Below are 16,887 nucleotides of genomic sequence, written 5' to 3'. Positions count from 1 at the left end.
TTATTACAATTATGAATGATTACACTGCTCATACAGTTTTTTATTCAGCTTCATGCTAGTTTATAACTACAATCTAATTGAACATTTTTTATTTTTAAGCATCAGAATGTAAACAACAATCAAATTTGATAATGAGGTAACACCCAATGAATTTAATGAATAAAATATTGCTATCTTCAACCTTAAGCCTGGCTTCATTAACAGGGATGGCTCATGCAAGTGACCTGAATTGTACTGTAGCGGGTGGAGACGATATTTCTATGGTCAATATTGATATTCTGCGTTCAAATGAAGCAGTCGTTAGCTTTGATGGTGGTTTCAAGTCTGCAATATTGAGTAATATTTACCGTATCGATGGTATTGATGGTAAAGATATTAGTGACACTCCAACCTACTTATTATATGAAAAATACCCTTTAGCTGACCACATGATGTTTGCGACAGTGCAAATTGATGGTCAAGATGCTGTTAAAGCGCAATGTATTGTGACTGGTGAAATGTAAGTTACTTATTTTTTATCTAGATGGAATAAGGTAAACAAATTTGCCTTATTCTTATTGGATCTTCAAATTTAGTTCTATTATCCGAAACAGATTAAAAGTTGCGCCTCTTCGCACTCTCTCTATTATTTCCCCAGTAATAGCTGCGAAACTTTCTTAGACGTGAAAGATTTCTAAGGGGGATTATCCAGCTTTAAATTTCATTTGTTACTAATCTCCGCTATTTAATATTATTACAGAGTTAAAATGCTAACGCTTCTAATGAGGTATTTGTACAGCTAGAGCGCGATGTTCACATCCTTATGAGCTTCATGCTGTCTAGAAAAAAGAGCCTCTGCGTCCTCAATTCAAATTGATTCTTTTAGAATTTTAGCTTCAAATCTTTTTGTTTTGTCATTTGCTTACAAAATGATACATAAGTTGAACTGTTGATTTTTAATGAATTTATTTGTTCACCCGACTTTCTAGCATGTACCTCTGTTATATAACAGTGATAAGTGGTTAGAAAAGAGATAGTTTGGTAAATCTTAGCTAAACAACGTAAATATTTTGAGGACAATATGGACAAATTTAACTTTGATGCACAGATCAAGATGCTTACTTATTGCTTCTATTTTGGGGTTTTTATGTTTATAGCCGAGATATATTTCGATGATTTTCTTACTTTAATTGGCATCGAACATGCCTCTGAAAGAGAAGCTCCAAACATGTACTTCTTTTTGTTTTTTTGTTTTTCTTTTTTTGGGTTCCAAGGAATACTTAGAGGTTTAAAGGCTATTTATGAAAGGAAAAACTAAAGCCTTCCTATTATGACTTATGTAATGGTCAACTAATTTTGGCCATCTCGTTACTGGCCACAAGTGAGTAAATATATCGGTAATTTTCTAAAAAACCTCAATATTTTTCATATTGAGGCTTTAACAATTAACTCATCAATCCATCTCACAACATCACTTTCAACGATAAATTCTTAGACATTATCAATAATCAATTTCAGATCCGCTATCAGCTGTTTATTGAGTATTTGCGGTATTTTTCCTGGTTGGGCTTTAGGTTTAAATACGGCAATTTTTTCTGCTTTTGGTGACACTAAAACATAACTGGCACTGTGATCTACTTGGTAATCGTCACCGTCACCGACCATTGCATAGGCAAAACCTAGGTCACGGGTAAAAGGGAATAGCTGGCTATGCTCTGCGGTGACCGCTTTAAAATCCCCATTGAAGAAGTTGATGTAATCCAAACGTTTAGTTTGGCTATCTCGGTCAGGATCCACTGACACAAACACCACCTGAATATTGTCGGTGACAGCTTGCAATTCTGGGTAAGCGGCATTGAGTTTATTGAGGGTTGTTGGGCAAACATCAGGGCATGAGGTAAAGCCGACAAACACTAAACTCCATTTTCCAAGTAGTTGCTCATTACTAAATTCATTACCCAATTGATCGTGCATTGAAAAGGGGGCAAGGGGTCTTGGGTTATCAAATAAATAACTTGTTTCAAGTGCCAGATCCGGCACTGCTTTAGTAGTGGCTATTGTAGCTGATGAATTTTTTTTGCTAGGAAATAGCGCTGCTACAGCAATGCCTAAACCCATCATGATAACGGCTAAAACGAGAATTTTTTTCAATAGCTGACTCCACTAATTTTATTTTTATGTGTAATTTCTCTATAGCGCTAATGTGGCTTCACCTTTTGCCATTCTCAGTAGAATGGCAAAAATCGAGATGAAACTATCAGCTCATCGTAATGCTAGACCCATAAATAATGGTCGACTAACAACACTAAGAATAAAATCATTAAGTGATAAATTGAGAACTTAAATACGTCCATGGCCAAACCTTCTTTATCGTGATATTTAAGCTCCCACGCTTTATAAATAAAGCCACAACTTAATATGGTTGAACCAACAAGATAAACGGGGCCGCACATGCCGACGAGTACCGGCAATAAACAGGCAATTGCCAGTAACAAGGTGTATAGCAAGATACAGGTTTTAGTAAACTCAACACCATGAGTTACCGGTAGCATCGGGACGTCGACTTTGGCGTATTCTTTTCTACGGTGAATAGCCAATGCCCAAAAATGTGGCGGTGTCCAAGTGAAAATGATGATAACCAGCAATAGCGCATTACCGTGTAATTCATTGGTGACCGATGTCCAACCTAATAGTGGTGGCATTGCGCCTGCTAGGCCGCCAATAACGATATTTTGCGGCGTTGCACGCTTAAGGTAAGCGGTATACACCACGGCATAGCCGATTAAGCTAGCAAAGGTTAACCATGCCGTAAGCGGGTTAACTAAGGTATACAAAATAACAAAACCGCCTAAACCGATAGAGGTCGCAAAGGTCATCGCTTTGATGGCTGAAACTTTTCCTTTTGGTAATGGGCGGTTATAAGTACGGGCCATTAAGCCATCAATGCGGCGATCAATTAAGTGGTTATAAGCCGCAGCTGCCCCCGCCATCATCGCGATACCGATCATGCCAAAGACGAGTGGTTGTATTGGCACTGCCCCTGGTAATGCGAGGCACATTCCGACAAGAACGGTTAATAGCATGAGTGCGACAACTTTCGGTTTGGTCATTTCAAAGTAGGCGCGCCATGGTAGCGAAGCGCTGCTTGCATTTGCTGGTATAGAAATAGATTTAGCCATAATAGAATCCTTGCTTAAGCTTTACGCCACAGCGCGTAGTTAATGAAAATAACAGTAAGTAACAATAACGCGGCGCCGCCATTGTGAGAGACAGCAATCCCTAAAGGCAAATGCATCACTATATTGCTGATACCAAGGCCAACTTGAATTACAACTAAGGCAAACAACACCCAAGCACTTTGTCGTATTGTGCTTGATTGTGCTTTGAGTAATTTAAACCCAAGCCAGCACAAGCTGATTGCAGTGACAATGCCCCAAATTCGATGGGTCACATGAATGGTCATTCGAGCAGGGTACTCAAGCACACCATATTCGAAACTTGGATGGTCTCCTTGAAAAGGTGAAAATGCATCTGCAAATTGCAGATTATCAACCCAGTTACCCTCGCAAAACGGTAAAGATGTACAAGCCAAAGCTGCATAGTTAGATGATGTCCAGCCCCCCAAGATGATCTGAACGACCAGCACAACTAAACAAGCCATTGCCAGTGGTGCGAGCTTTCTGGCATAGAGATCACCGCCGGGGATCCTCAGTGGTTTTGTGCGTAAATACAGGAGTAATAACAGCGCAAACAAACTGAAGCCGCCAATTAAGTGCCCCATAACCACGATGGGCATGAGTTTCATGGTGACAGTCCACATCCCCAATGCTGCTTGAAACAGGATTAATGCCGATATAAGTATGGGCAGTTTTTTGGGCGCTTCTGCACGCCTTAGACATACGATGAGAATAGTTAAGACTAATAACCCCAATGTGCCAGCAATGTAACGATGAATCATTTCAAGCCATGCTTTTTCGGGCTCGACAGTTTGATTGGGGAAGGCCGTTTCAACTTTTGCTAAGTCAGCGCTATCACTGGGTACACCAATATGGCCATAACAACCGGGCCAGTCAGGACAACCGAGTCCGGCATCAGATAGGCGGGTATATGCGCCCATTAAAATGACTGCAAAGGTAAATACCAAGGTAAATTTCAGCAGATTTTTTATCACCATTAACCGACCCTCGACAGCTTCAGCATCTTACGAAGATCGCCAATCATTGATTTGCCTTGGGCAATATTTTCTTGCTCGCCAACAATGCCTGGGTATTTCATGACTAAACTGCCTAGTGGATCAACAATAATCATCTGCTGTTTAGTGAGCAGAGCGGTCATTGCAGGGCTCGCTGTCGCGGTTGCAAATGGGACTTGCAGCTTGATTAGAATATCTTTATCGCTATCGGGCGTGAGTAAAATAATTGGGCTGACGCGATCTTGATGTTTGCCTAAAGCCACATGGCTTTGATGGAGTACATACAAGCGCTGCTGACATTGCTCTAGGCATTCTTTAGGTAATAAATATAGCAGTTGCCACATTTGTGGCTGTGGATTTACCATGGCCAATGTTTGATAGTTAACATCAGCCGCAATGAGCTCACCTTTGTTGGTGGCTGCGCCATTATATAAATCCATGCTAAGTACTAGCTTGGCCACCACTACCGGTAAAATGAATACCAGTATTAGCATATAGAGTGTCTTGTTGCCTTTTGGTTTTGATGGGGAGTTCATACTTGCTCCTCTTGTTACGTCTGTTTTTGTTATAGGATTAGGTTTTTACTGCTTCATTTTTCGGTTTAAAAGTTTTCCAACCAAGCCATAGCATGAGCGATAAAAATACAGCTGCCATGGTGAACCATTGCAATGCGTAGCCTTGATGCTTATGGGCTGACAAAGGAATTGGTGTCCAAGGTTTTGCTAGATTCATATTCGGTGTTACATCTGGCTGCAGTACTGCTGGTGCCAGTTCATGACCTATTTTCTCTGCTAAGGCCACAAGATTTAAATTTTGGAAACGAATAATCTCTCGGTTTTTTACTGTAAATTCTTCCACATAAAGTTGGTCACTCAATGGGTTGGTTTGTCGCTGATAAACCCGGCCAATGAGTTGATAAGGCGTCAAAGGTAATGGCATTAAATCAGGTAAGATGCGGCGATCTTTATTGGCCGCCACAAAACCTAATTCAACTAATAACCAAGGTTGAGTCGTTGTTATTTCAAATATTTGGTAAGCCAGATAACCGACTTGGCCGTTATAAACTTGATTCTCAAGCAGTAGTATCTGTGAATTGACAGCTGTGCCAGTGACATTGATACGGTAACCCGTGAGTGGCTCAGCATTACCTAAATTAATAAAAGCGGCATAATCTAATTCACTAGCAGCTTGTCTTGCGGTTAACGTTGTTTGCCACTGTTGCTTTTGTACCGCTCTGTCGAGTTGCCAAAAACCTAGCTTGACCAAAATAGAAAACACACTCACAGTAACAAGCAGTAATAAACCTGTTGATAGTCGCCAGACCCGCGAAGGAGAGCCCATGGACATCTTAGTTATTTTCAAGCTTGTGTTAGTACTGCTGCTTGTATTCATATTATTTAATTTAGCTAGAGCCCTGTTTATTATGGTTAAAGCTGAAAGCCAGCAATCCATGAGTCAATATTTAGGTCGTCGAGTTATCTTTTCTGCTTTAGTGATGTTGCTATTGTTACTGGCCTTAGGATTTGGCTGGATAAGCCCAAATCCGAGACCGTATTAAGTTGTTTTTAAAGTACGTAAACAAAAATAAATAAGCATAACCACACCACATCGACAAAATGCCAATACCAGCTACCAGCTTGAAATGCGAAGTGCTTTTTAGGGGTAAAATGTCCTTTCTGCACTCTAAAAAACAGGATGATTAGAAATACTGTTCCTAAGGTGACGTGCATACCGTGGAAACCGGTCAGCAAGAAGAAGGTATTACCATAAATCCCCGATGCCAGTGTCAGTCCCATTTCTTGATAAGCGTGAACATATTCTTCAACTTGCAAGAATAAGAAGCCGATACCTAACAATACCGTTAGCCCTAACCAAACCTTGAGAGCTCCGCGCTTAGATTTCTCTAATGACACGTGGGCAAAATGTAAAGTAACTGAAGAGGTGATGAGAATAAGGGTGTTATATAGTGGTAAACCACCCCAGCCCATTGCTTCAGTGGTAGTGCCATCCGGCGTTTTCACTAGCGGCCATATAGCCTCAAATGCTGGCCATAGCACCTCGTTGGTCATGGCGTTATTTGATGCACCACCTAACCAAGGGATTGCGACCATTCTGGCGTAAAATAAAGCGCCAAAAAATGCCCCGAAGAACATAATTTCCGAGAAGATAAACCAGCTCATTCCTTGTCTAAAAGAACGATCCATCTGGGCTGAATATAAGCCTGACATTGATTCATCAATGACATTTTTAAACCAACCAAAAAGCATAAATATAATTACTGCGATACCAGCAACTAACATGTAGCCGCCAGAAGATTGCTCTGTAGAAAGCTGTTGAACGTAATTACCAGCACCAAATGCAATCAGGAATAACCCGATAGCGCCGGTAATCGGCCAGACACTTTGCGCTGGCACATAGTAGTTTTCATGTTTCGTTGTCATCTTGCTGCTCCTTGCTCTATGGCTGCAGTCTGTTTGTCTGTGATGTCATAGAGGGTATAAGAGAGAGTCAAAGTATTAATGGATTCAGGTAAATCTGCGTCCACATAAAAAATTAAAGGCAATTCAGCATCAGCCTTTGCTGCTAGAGGTTGTTGATTGAAGCAGAAGCACTCAGTCTTATTAAAATAAGCCGCGCCTTGACCAGGCGATACCGACGGTATTGCTTGGCCTACGAGGTCATTTGAAGATAAGTTCTTTGCTAAAAAAGCGGTCCGTGTCAGTTCGCCAGGGTGAACCTGAATACGGTTCACTGTAGGGGTAAACTCCCAAGGCATATTGCTTTGTACTTGGGCAATAAACTCAACGGTCACGGTGCGATTTTTATCAATTACCACGGCTTCATATGTGCTGGCAGTACTTTGGGGTTTTCCATTAATTCCCAAGGTATCGCACAGCACGTCATATAAAGGCACTAGCGCAAAACCAAAGCCGAACATGCCTATGGAACCAAAGATTAGTCCGATAAGTAATTTACGATTTGATTTTGTCGGCTGGCTCATATCATTTCACCTCAGGTGGTGTGGTGAATGAGTGATAAGGCGCAGGACTTGCAATAGTCCACTCTAAACCTTCAGCACCTTCCCATGGTTTATCGCCTGCTTTTTCGCCGCCCTTGATACATTTCAGTACTACAGCGAGGAAAATCAGTTGTGATAAACCAAAGGCAAAACCACCAATAGAGACAATCTGGTTTACATCTGCAAACTGGATTGCGTAATCCGGAATACGACGTGGCATGCCTGCTAAACCTAAAAAGTGCATTGGGAAAAACAGCACATTGACTGAAATAACACTACACCAGAAATGCCAGCGACCTAATGTTTCGCTATACATATGGCCGGTCCATTTCGGTAACCAGTAATACGCGGCTGCCATAATGGAGAAGACAGCGCCAGTTACGAGTACATAATGGAAGTGAGCTACAACGAAGTAGGTATCATGATATTGGAAATCTGCTGGTGTTATTGCCAACATCAATCCTGAAAAACCACCGATGGTGAATAAGATGATGAACGCAATAGCAAACAACATTGGGGTTTCGAAAGTAATCGACCCACGCCACATCGTCGCGACCCAGTTAAACACTTTAACTCCTGTCGGCACCGCAATGAGCATGGTGCAGTACATGAAGAATAACTCCGCAAATACTGGCATACCTGTGGTGAACATGTGATGTGCCCAAACTAAGAAGGACAAAATCGCAATGCTTGAGGTGGCATATACCATTGACGCGTAGCCGAAGAGCTTCTTACGACTAAAGGTCGGAATAATCGCTGAGATAATGCCGAAGGACGGTAAAATCATAATGTAAACTTCGGGGTGACCAAAGAACCAGAAAATATGCTGGAACATAACTGGATCGCCGCCGCCTGCAGCATCAAAGAAGCTGGTGCCAAAGTATTTATCGGTTAATACCATGGTGACTGCACCCGCGAGCACCGGCATGACCGCAATCAACAAGAATGCAGTAATCAGCCATGTCCAAACGAATAATGGTAGCTTCATCCAGGTCATACCGGGTGCACGCATGTTCACAATCGTGACGACAACGTTAATTGCCCCCATGATCGAACTGATACCCATAATATGTATCGAGAATACAAACAATGCAGTGGAATCTGGGCTGTAAGTCGTCGATAGTGGCGCATAGAATGTCCAACCAAAGTTCGGTCCGCCACCTTCCATAAATAGCGTGCTAAGCAACATAGCGAACGCGAAAGGTAAGATCCAAAAACTCCAGTTATTCATACGTGGCAACGCCATATCTGGCGCACCAATCATCATTGGAATAAGCCAGTTAGCTAAACCGGTAAAGGCTGGCATTACTGCGCCAAATACCATTATTAAGCCATGAACCGTGGTCATTTGGTTGAAAAAGTTAGGTTCAACAAGCTGTAAACCCGGTTGAAACAGTTCAGCACGAATGACCATAGCCATTGCGCCGCCAGTTAAAAACATAATGAAACTAAACCATAGATATAGTGAACCTATATCTTTGTGGTTAGTGGTTAAAACCCAGCGCATGATGCCTTTTGGCGCCCCATGATGATGGTCATCATGGTGATCGTCGTGAGCGGCTGGTGAATCTTGTGTAATTGTGCTCATTTTAATCCCTTACTTTCCGTGACCAACAACATCAGAAGCCTGAACCGCATCACCGGAGTTGTTACCCCATGCATTGCGTTCATAAGTCACCACGGCAGCGAGCTGTTGTGGTGTAAGTAGTGAGTTAAATGCCTGCATGGCAGTACCAGGTTGACCATTGATGACAACATCAAGGTGACCAGATACGGGCCCGGTTATCACTGGACTACCCACTAATGATGGGAACGCACCAGGTAAACCGGTTCCGGCTGCTTGATGACAAGCAACACAGCTGGTCATGTAGACTTTCTCACCCATGGTCATCAGCTCATCCATAGTTAAGTCATCTAATACCACCGCTTTAACTTCTTCTACCGCTTGTGTTACGGCTTCAGTTGCAGATGCTTCGACTTGTTCAGTCTCAGGTAGGGTCGCGGGTAAAGTCACAGGCGTAGGCATGTCTTTACTGGGAATTTCTACTGGAGCAGCGGAACTTGAAGCACCACCGTTGCCATTCACATCAGCTGCTTGAACGGTATCACCTGAATCATTACCCCAAGCATTACGCTCATAAGTGACTACCGCAGCAATTTCTGTTGCCGTTAGCTGTTTAGCAAATGCTTGCATAGCAGTACCCGGTTTACCATTAACAACAATGTCCACATGACCAGAAACAGGTCCTTTGATCATTGGGCTACCGATAAGAGAAGGGAATACACCAGGAAGGCCTGCACCATTAGGTTGGTGGCAAGCGGCACAACGGCTCATATAAATTTGTTCGCCTTGCGCCATTAACTCTTCATGACTAAGTGTCTGTGAAAGCGAGGCCTCAGCAGCGGCTTTAGCATCAACAGTTAATTGCTTTTGGTCGATTAACCACTGGTCAAAGTCTGCTTCAGATACGGCTTCAACCACAATCGGCATAAAGCCATGGTCTTTACCGCATAACTCTGCACATTGGCCGCGATAGGTGCCGATTTTATCGATTTTAGTCCACGCTTCATTGATGAAACCAGGATTGGCATCTTTCTTAACGGCAAATGCAGGCACCCACCAAGAATGGATAACATCATCGGAAGTCATTAAGAAACGCACTTTTCTATCGATAGGCAAAACTAACGGCTTATCTACTTCTAATAAGTAAGTCTCCGTTTTAGCTTCGGTACCTGTGATTTGCGCCGCAGGGGTTGAAAGTAAGCTGAAAAACTCGACGTCTTCATTAAAATAGCTGTAATGCCATTTCCATTGTGAGCCGGTTATTTTGATGGTCAGTTCTGCATCGCTAGGATCTTCCATCGCAATCAAAGTTTTCGTTGCTGGAATGGCCATGCCGATAAGAATGACAAATGGCAATACAGTCCAAGCTATTTCAACTTTGGTACTATCGTGAAAGTCTGCTGCAACAGCACCTTTTGATTTTCTGTGATAGATCATCGAATAAATCATGATCCCAAAGACCACAACACCAATGGCACAACAGATATATAAAATTATCATGTGAAGGTCATAAACCTTACCACTGATATCTGTCACACCTTGAGTCATGTTTAGTGGCATTTCAGCCGCAGTGAGTGGGGCTGCAAGCAACGCCACCATTAATCCGTACAACATTCGCTTCACAAGACTACTCCTCTGCTAATTGCGAAATGCAATTACAAAGAAAAGCCACACAGTAATACTCTGCTCTATGCAAACTTTTCATTCCCGAAAAAGTTTGATCTTTTCAAAGTACACGGTGGCTTTGAGCTTGAAAACTCAATTATTTTATGGTTTTACGCTGCCACACTTGTACCTAATACTGAACTTATCAATTTTATTTGACGCTTTACATTCAAGGCTTTCTATACCGCATGGTACCAGCTCAATCTTTTATAGCGTTTGTCGCCGTCTATCATTTATTACTCGAAAGTCACAACAATTGTTACCTTCTTGTTAACTACACTACTTGGAGTTTAAATATTGATCAAGATCACTTTTACATCTAATTTGCTGAATAAAAGCGAAAAAAAAGCCCCTCACCAAAGTGAAGGGCTTTTTTATCAGTGCTTTCTTAGTGAAAAGAAGCCAGATTTAATGTATTTGTTGTTGCTGAAGTCGCTGATAATGTTTGCTCATCACGTAAGTGAGTATTTACATCTTCAATAATTAGCCCTTGAGCTAAAGCGCTTTTGGCAACCAACTGAATGCGGCGATTATCGCGAGAATCTAATGGTGTCGTCCAAGTAATTACTGCACTTGACGTACCACTTGTCAGTGCTTTTTCCATTGCCCACAGTGTTTCAACTTCATCTTTGGTATGAACCAACAAAACTCTGTCCATGCGAACATTAGCATTGGCAAGGATTTGTTTATAGCCGATATGTGGCGCATTAATCAGCACAATCCAACGACCTTGCTGACTTAAAACCGCGAGTTCACTACATAATTGCGTTAACTCTGTTAAGCCTTGGTTCTGGGTGCGCTTAGTTTCAATACCTTGTTTTACTGGTATTGAGTCAGAGACCATATCAACCCATAAACCTGGATGACGGGGTGCATTACCTATTAATGTGTTCATAACCAACCTCCATTACGAATAACGCCAACAGCAAGCCCTTCAATCGTTAGGTTTTGGCAGTTTAAATCTACTTTAATTGGCTCATATTCATCATTCTCTGCATGCAGATAGATAATATTGCCTTTCTTTTCAAATCTTTTAACGGTGACGTCGTCTTCTAAACGTGCAACAACAACTTGACCATTGGTCGCTGTTTGCATTTTATGCACAGCGAGTAAATCACCCTCTAAAATACCAATATCTTTCATACTGTCGCCACGAACACGTAGTAAAAAATTGGCATTGGGTTTAAACATTTCTGGGTCAACTTGGAAATACTGTTCAACATGTTCCTGAGCAAGGATGGGTTCACCTGCAGCCACTTGGCCGATAAGCGGTAAGCCTGCTTCAACTTCCTCTTCAACTTGCACCATACGAATACCGCGAGAGGTACCAGGAATAATTTCAATACAGCCTTTTTTGGCGAGCGCTTTTAAATGCTCTTCTGCAGCATTAGCACTTTTAAAGCCTAATCGAGTAGCAATTTCTGCACGAGTCGGTGGCATACCAGTTTCGGCGATATTACATTTAATAAGCTCTAATATTTCAGCTTGGCGTGGCGTTAAAGGTCTCATATTGATTCCTGTTTTTATATACAGTGACTGTCATTATATACAGTATTTTTAATCGTGCAAGTATTAACCATTAATTTTTACAATTAATGTAGGTTAGGGAATCTGAACAAGAATCTGGTATTCTATGCGCAATAAATTGATGTTGAAAATGCGAACACTCATGTTAAAACCTGATTCAATCATTGCAAAATCATTACGTTGGATACAAAAACTCATGGTGCACACTGTTGTTGTGCCAGAGGATCCATTTGCCGATCTGAACTTAGACCCAGATAAACCAGTGGTCTATGTAATGAAGACAGAATCACTCAGTGATATTGCTGCTTTAAATGAAGTGACGGCTAAATACGGCTTACCGAGCCCCTATGAGAGACTAGACGTAGATGGTTTAAATACACCGAGAATTGTGTGTGTTGAAGGTCGTAAACCTTTGTTTGGTAAACGTTTAAGTGGCGATAAGTTTGTGGATAATTTCACAAAGCTACTAACATTACATAAGAAAAATAATGAGCTAGATATTCAGTTGGTTCCGGTTAGCCTATATTGGGGACGTATTCCTGGTAAAGAAGACGATACCATCACTGCTGCTGTTTTTGAGCGTGAAAATCCAACTTGGCTGCGTAAATGGTTGATGATTTTGTTTTTAGGCCGTCACAGCTTTGTGCAGTTTTCAAATGCGATGTCATTACGCTATATGGCTGATGAACATGGTACTGACGTCAGTATTGCTCACAAGCTTATTCGTGTTGCACGGGTTCACTTTAGACGTCAACGTAAAGTGATGACGGGCCCGCAACTGCCGAATCGCCAAGCGATGTTCAACTCATTATTAAAATCTGAGGCGATCACTAAAGCGATTAAAGAAGAAGCGGTTAACAAAAAAATATCAGAAGAAAAAGCCCGCGAAAAAGCGATTGAATATTTAGATGAAGTTGCTGCAGATTACTCTGATAGCTTAGTCCGTATTGCAGAGCGTTTTCTCACTTGGCTGTGGAACAAGTTATACAGTGGTATTAGCATTAAAAGTGCTGAGCAAGTGCGTAAACTGCATCATGATGGTCACGAAATTGTTTATGTGCCGTGTCATCGTAGCCATATGGATTACTTACTGCTTTCATACATACTGTATTACCAAGGTATGGTGCCGCCGCATATTGCCGCAGGTATTAATTTGAATTTCTGGCCTGCAGGGCCTATGTTCCGCCGTGGTGGTGCATTCTTTATTCGCCGTAGTTTTAACGGCAACAAACTTTATACCGCGGTATTCCGTGAATACTTAGATCAGCTATTTGCTAAAGGCTATTCGGTTGAATACTTCACTGAAGGTGGTCGTTCGCGTACCGGTCGTTTATTAGCGCCTAAAACTGGCATGTTAGCGATGACGGTTAACTGTGTACTGCGCGGAATCGAACGCCCAGTCACTCTGGTGCCTGTTTATTTAGGCTATGACCATGTGATGGAAGTGTCGACTTATCACAAAGAGTTAAGCGGCAAGAAAAAGCAAAAAGAATCCGTTTGGCAGGTATTTGGAGCATTGCGTAAATTAGGTAACTTTGGTCAAGGTTATGTCAATTTTGGTGAGCCGATTAATGTGCAAAATTTCTTGAATGAACAATCGCCTAATTGGCGTGAAGAGATTGCCAAAGACCCAGATCAAAAGCCTTCATGGTTAACGCCTGCGGTTAATGTACTGGCGAATAAAGTCATGACTAACATCAATGGTGCAGCCGCTGCGAGTTCAGTGACATTAACCAGCATGGTGTTATTGGCATCAGAGCAAAATGCATTAGAGCGTACCGAGCTTGAGAGACAATTAGATTTATATCTTAAAATCTTAAAAGATGTGCCATACACTCAGTATGCGTCTGTTGCTGATGGTTCATCTCATGATTTAGTTGAACAGTGTTTATCATTGAATAAGTTCACTTCAACGACAGATGCAATGGGCGAAATCATTTCTATTGATGATAAATCAGTCATTGCCATGAGCTATTATCGCAATAACATTATTCATCTAATGGCAGTACCTTCTTTAGTAGCAAGCTGTTTGGTGCAATATGAAGAATTTAATCGCGAGAAAATACAGCAAATTGTTAAAGACTTTTACCCATTATTGAAAGCTGAACTGTTTATGGGCATTAAAGATTTAACGACGTATGTTGATCATGTTCTTGATTTATTTGTTGAGCAGCAATTGATTTCTGGTACTGATCACTTTGAAGTCAATCAAGGTAACATTACCCAGTTAATGCTATTGTCTGGGACGGTAAGTGAGACCTTACAACGTTACGCGATTATCTTTAATTTATTGGCTTACAAGCCAGAAATTGAGCGTTCAGATCTTGAAAGCGCTAGCCATTTATTGGCTCAGCGTTTAGGTGCTTTACACGGAATTACTGCGCCAGAGTTTTATGACAAAAAGCTCTATAATAATTTGAGTGTTAAATTAAAAGAATTAGGATACCTATCGGGTAATGACAATCAATTTGAAGTCATCCGAATACGTGATCATGCCAATGGTATGCTGCGTTTATCTGTTCGAAAAACCATTGTCGATAGCGTCACAGTGGAACATGGGTAATTACTAATTTTATGAGCGCAACACAATCACAACCGCAAAATAAATCCTTATTAGGCGGCGCTATGATCATCGCCGGTACTACCGTTGGTGCTGGTATGTTTTCTTTGCCTGTTGTTAGTGCAGGCATGTGGTTTGGCTATTCATTAGTCATGCTAGTCGGTATTTGGTTTTGTATGCTGGTTTCTGGGCTGATGCTGCTTGAAACTAATTTACATTTCAAACCTGGCGACAGTTTTGATACGTTAACCAAAGTGACTTTAGGCCAGTTCTGGCGGATCATTAACGGTCTGTCAATTGCCTTTGTTTTATACATTCTGACCTATGCCTACATTAGTGGCGGTGGCTCGATTGTGAACCACACCTTATCGGGTATGGGTATTCATTTACCGCAAAGTGCTGCAGGTTTAGTGTTTGCTGCAGTGCTTGCTGCAGTGGTTGTTATCAGTACTAAAGCGGTTGATCGCATTACCACCATTATGATTGGCGGCATGCTCATAACGTTTTTCCTTGCTGTGGGCAACTTGCTGATAGATGTGGACAGCGCTAAATTATTGATGCCAGATGGTGAAGCTAGTTTTTCACCTTATATATTGGCAGCTCTGCCATTTGGTCTTGCAAGCTTTGGCTACCACGGTAATGTACCAAGCCTCGTTAAGTATTATGGCAAACAGCCTAAAGTGATTATAAAAGCTATCTGTATCGGTACTTTTATCGCATTAGTCATTTACGCTTGTTGGTTAGTGGCGACCATGGGCAACATTCCTCGCAGTCAGTTTAGCGACATCATTGCCCAAGGCGGCAATATGGGCGTATTGGTTGGCGCTTTGTCAGAAGTGATGGCCAATAAATGGCTTAACACCATGTTGACCTTGTTTGCTAACTTAGCGGTAGCGTCATCATTTCTCGGTGTTACCTTAGGTTTGTTTGATTACCTTGCAGATTTATTTGGTTTTGACGAATCAAATAATGGCCGAATCAAAACTGCGGCTATTACTTTTATCCCACCGACAGTATTGGGATTATTATTCCCTAACGGCTTCTTGATGGCTATTGGCTTTGCTGCGCTAGCTGCCACTATTTGGGCGGCGATTGTTCCGGCTATGATGGCTTATAAGTCACGTAAAATGTTCCCTGATGAAAACAGCTTCAGAGTCCCTGGTGGCACGCCATTGATTGTTGTCATCATCGTATTCGGTATTGTCACTGCGACTTGTCATTTATTGGCAATGGCAGATTTACTGCCTGTTTATAGATAATTTTTTGGTAAACAATCTGTAAATAAAAAGCCCTTTTTAAGGGCTTTTTTGTTGGATTTTTTGCAAGTATTGAGTCGGGGTTTGTTGATGAAACAGCTGAAAGCTTTTACTAAAACTGCGATTACTTGAATAACCTAATAACACGGATATTTCGGTAATACTTTTCCCTTCCTGCATATACTTAATTGCTAGATTCCCCAGAATATATTTCAGTAACTCCGTAAAACTAAAACCTGTGAAGGCTAACCGACGCTGTAATTGTTGCTTAGATAGGCCGCATAAATTGGCTAATTTATTTAAGGTAGGTAAACCATAAAAACGACAATAATTCACCATTTCGTACAGTAACTTGGGGACATCATGTGCCTGTGGCATATTGAGAAATTTATCGAGTTGATTGAACGGCAGTGCAGTATCGGCATCAAATATAGGCTGGCCCACTTGATGATGAAATTCATTATTAATTAATTCATTTAAACCAATCCACAGCTCAGTTTGCGGCGCATTCCAAGTGACTTTACAGCCCATTAATTTTTCAATGCTATTTTGTCCTAAAGTAGGCCCGCTTAGCATGACTTTAATTGGGCTGTAGTTAGGGCCTAAGAAATGGCGTGCTGTATTTAATAGTGAGATAGCAATGCGCAATGAATCATGGGATTTAGACCTGTCGGTGGCATAAGGGTTGTTGTAACACCACTTTATAATTTTACTTGATTGGATGCCGTAATAACTGGCACCGGATTGAAAGCTGGCAATAGCGTAGTTTATTCGCCTAAATGATAGAGCTAAATCAGGGGTCGATAAGAACCAATTCCCCAAGGGGCCAATTTGATTAAAATTGAGATAAGATTGTAATTTGAGCATGAAATCTTGCTCACCTGTAAGTTGTTCAATTTTAATAAACCAATCAGCCACTTCAGTAAATGGGATCAGTGCCATGGGCTCATCAAGTAATCTTATTGGAATGCCTAAACTCTCTGACTTAATGCCATAAACTTTTTCAATTCCCAGCAATAAAGGCTTAATACAGCACACTCGGATAAAAGACATATCAAACGACATACTAAATTTCTCACTGGATACGGTGTCACTATATATATCAAAAAATAGCTGAAAATGATA

Annotated in this window: 16 protein-coding genes; 4 read left to right on the top strand and 12 right to left on the bottom strand. The window is 41.4% G+C overall.

Translation table 11 applies throughout. The features are described from left to right. Positions 1-146: 146 nt before the first annotated feature. The gene (locus FPK91_RS12515; protein WP_144211561.1) at positions 147-503 is read left to right on the top strand and encodes a hypothetical protein; all 357 of its coding nucleotides are present in this window, start codon (positions 147-149) and stop codon (positions 501-503) included. A 967-nt stretch (positions 504-1,470) separates the two neighbouring features. Here the strand turns inward: FPK91_RS12515 and FPK91_RS12510 are convergent. The 5 genes from FPK91_RS12510 to FPK91_RS12490 form a co-directional block, all read right to left on the bottom strand. After that, the gene (locus tag FPK91_RS12510; RefSeq protein ID WP_144214384.1) at positions 1,471-2,100 is read right to left on the bottom strand and encodes an SCO family protein; all 630 of its coding nucleotides are present in this window, start codon (positions 2,098-2,100) and stop codon (positions 1,471-1,473) included. A 152-nt stretch (positions 2,101-2,252) separates the two neighbouring features. Further along, the gene (gene cyoE / locus FPK91_RS12505) at positions 2,253-3,158 is read right to left on the bottom strand and encodes a heme o synthase (protein WP_144211560.1); all 906 of its coding nucleotides are present in this window, start codon (positions 3,156-3,158) and stop codon (positions 2,253-2,255) included. A 14-nt stretch (positions 3,159-3,172) separates the two neighbouring features. Next, positions 3,173-4,153, bottom strand: coding sequence for a COX15/CtaA family protein (locus tag FPK91_RS12500; protein ID WP_144211559.1), 981 nt, complete (start codon positions 4,151-4,153; stop codon positions 3,173-3,175). Next, on the bottom strand, positions 4,153-4,707 hold the full coding sequence (locus tag FPK91_RS12495) for a hypothetical protein (RefSeq protein WP_144211558.1): 555 nt from the start codon (positions 4,705-4,707) through the stop codon (positions 4,153-4,155). The genes FPK91_RS12500 and FPK91_RS12495 overlap by 1 nt, the downstream gene beginning before the upstream one ends. Before the next feature lie 37 nt (positions 4,708-4,744). Further along, the gene (locus FPK91_RS12490; protein WP_227006558.1) at positions 4,745-5,512 is read right to left on the bottom strand and encodes an SURF1 family protein; all 768 of its coding nucleotides are present in this window, start codon (positions 5,510-5,512) and stop codon (positions 4,745-4,747) included. Between FPK91_RS12490 and FPK91_RS12485 the strand changes: the two genes are divergently transcribed. After that, on the top strand, positions 5,511-5,729 hold the full coding sequence (locus FPK91_RS12485; RefSeq protein WP_144211556.1) for a DUF2909 family protein: 219 nt from the start codon (positions 5,511-5,513) through the stop codon (positions 5,727-5,729). The two genes, FPK91_RS12490 and FPK91_RS12485, sit on opposite strands and share 2 nt — an antisense overlap. 7 nt (positions 5,730-5,736) lie before the next feature. Here the strand turns inward: FPK91_RS12485 and FPK91_RS12480 are convergent, their stop codons facing one another. The 6 genes from FPK91_RS12480 to lexA form a co-directional block, all read right to left on the bottom strand. Beyond that, the gene (locus FPK91_RS12480) at positions 5,737-6,612 is read right to left on the bottom strand and encodes a cytochrome c oxidase subunit 3 (protein ID WP_144211555.1); all 876 of its coding nucleotides are present in this window, start codon (positions 6,610-6,612) and stop codon (positions 5,737-5,739) included. After that, a complete protein-coding gene (locus FPK91_RS12475) occupies positions 6,609-7,172 on the bottom strand; it encodes a cytochrome c oxidase assembly protein (protein WP_144211554.1) in 564 nt (187 codons plus the stop codon). Before FPK91_RS12475 ends, FPK91_RS12480 begins: the two co-directional genes overlap by 4 nt. Before the next feature lies 1 nt (position 7,173). After that, complete coding sequence (gene ctaD, locus FPK91_RS12470) at positions 7,174-8,778, bottom strand: cytochrome c oxidase subunit I (protein WP_144211553.1); 1,605 nt, start codon at positions 8,776-8,778, stop codon at positions 7,174-7,176. A gap of 9 nt (positions 8,779-8,787) precedes the next feature. Further along, positions 8,788-10,377, bottom strand: a complete 1,590-nt coding sequence (gene coxB, locus FPK91_RS12465; protein WP_144211552.1) for a cytochrome c oxidase subunit II — start codon at positions 10,375-10,377, stop codon at positions 8,788-8,790. 430 nt (positions 10,378-10,807) lie between these two features. Beyond that, a complete protein-coding gene (locus FPK91_RS12460) occupies positions 10,808-11,314 on the bottom strand; it encodes a cell division inhibitor SulA (RefSeq protein ID WP_144211551.1) in 507 nt (168 codons plus the stop codon). Beyond that, positions 11,311-11,928, bottom strand: coding sequence for a transcriptional repressor LexA (gene lexA, locus FPK91_RS12455; protein ID WP_144211550.1), 618 nt, complete (start codon positions 11,926-11,928; stop codon positions 11,311-11,313). Before lexA ends, FPK91_RS12460 begins: the two co-directional genes overlap by 4 nt. Before the next feature lie 160 nt (positions 11,929-12,088). Here lexA and plsB point away from each other — a divergent pair, with 160 nt between their 5' ends. Together plsB and mtr are read left to right on the top strand one after the other, a co-directional pair. Beyond that, positions 12,089-14,509: a glycerol-3-phosphate 1-O-acyltransferase PlsB gene (plsB, locus tag FPK91_RS12450; protein WP_144211549.1), complete on the top strand. Its 2,421-nt coding sequence runs from the start codon at positions 12,089-12,091 to the stop codon at positions 14,507-14,509. 11 nt (positions 14,510-14,520) lie between these two features. Then, complete coding sequence (gene mtr, locus FPK91_RS12445) at positions 14,521-15,765, top strand: tryptophan permease (RefSeq protein WP_168926924.1); 1,245 nt, start codon at positions 14,521-14,523, stop codon at positions 15,763-15,765. A gap of 36 nt (positions 15,766-15,801) precedes the next feature. Here mtr and FPK91_RS12440 read toward each other — a convergent pair whose 3' ends face one another. After that, a complete protein-coding gene (locus FPK91_RS12440) occupies positions 15,802-16,827 on the bottom strand; it encodes an AraC family transcriptional regulator (RefSeq protein ID WP_144211547.1) in 1,026 nt (341 codons plus the stop codon). Positions 16,828-16,887 lie beyond the last annotated feature (60 nt).

Origin of the sequence: Shewanella donghaensis, from assembly GCF_007567505.1 — a bacterium.
Classification (GTDB): Bacteria; Pseudomonadota; Gammaproteobacteria; order Enterobacterales; family Shewanellaceae; genus Shewanella; species Shewanella donghaensis.
This window is presented reverse-complemented; position numbering and strand designations above follow the sequence as displayed.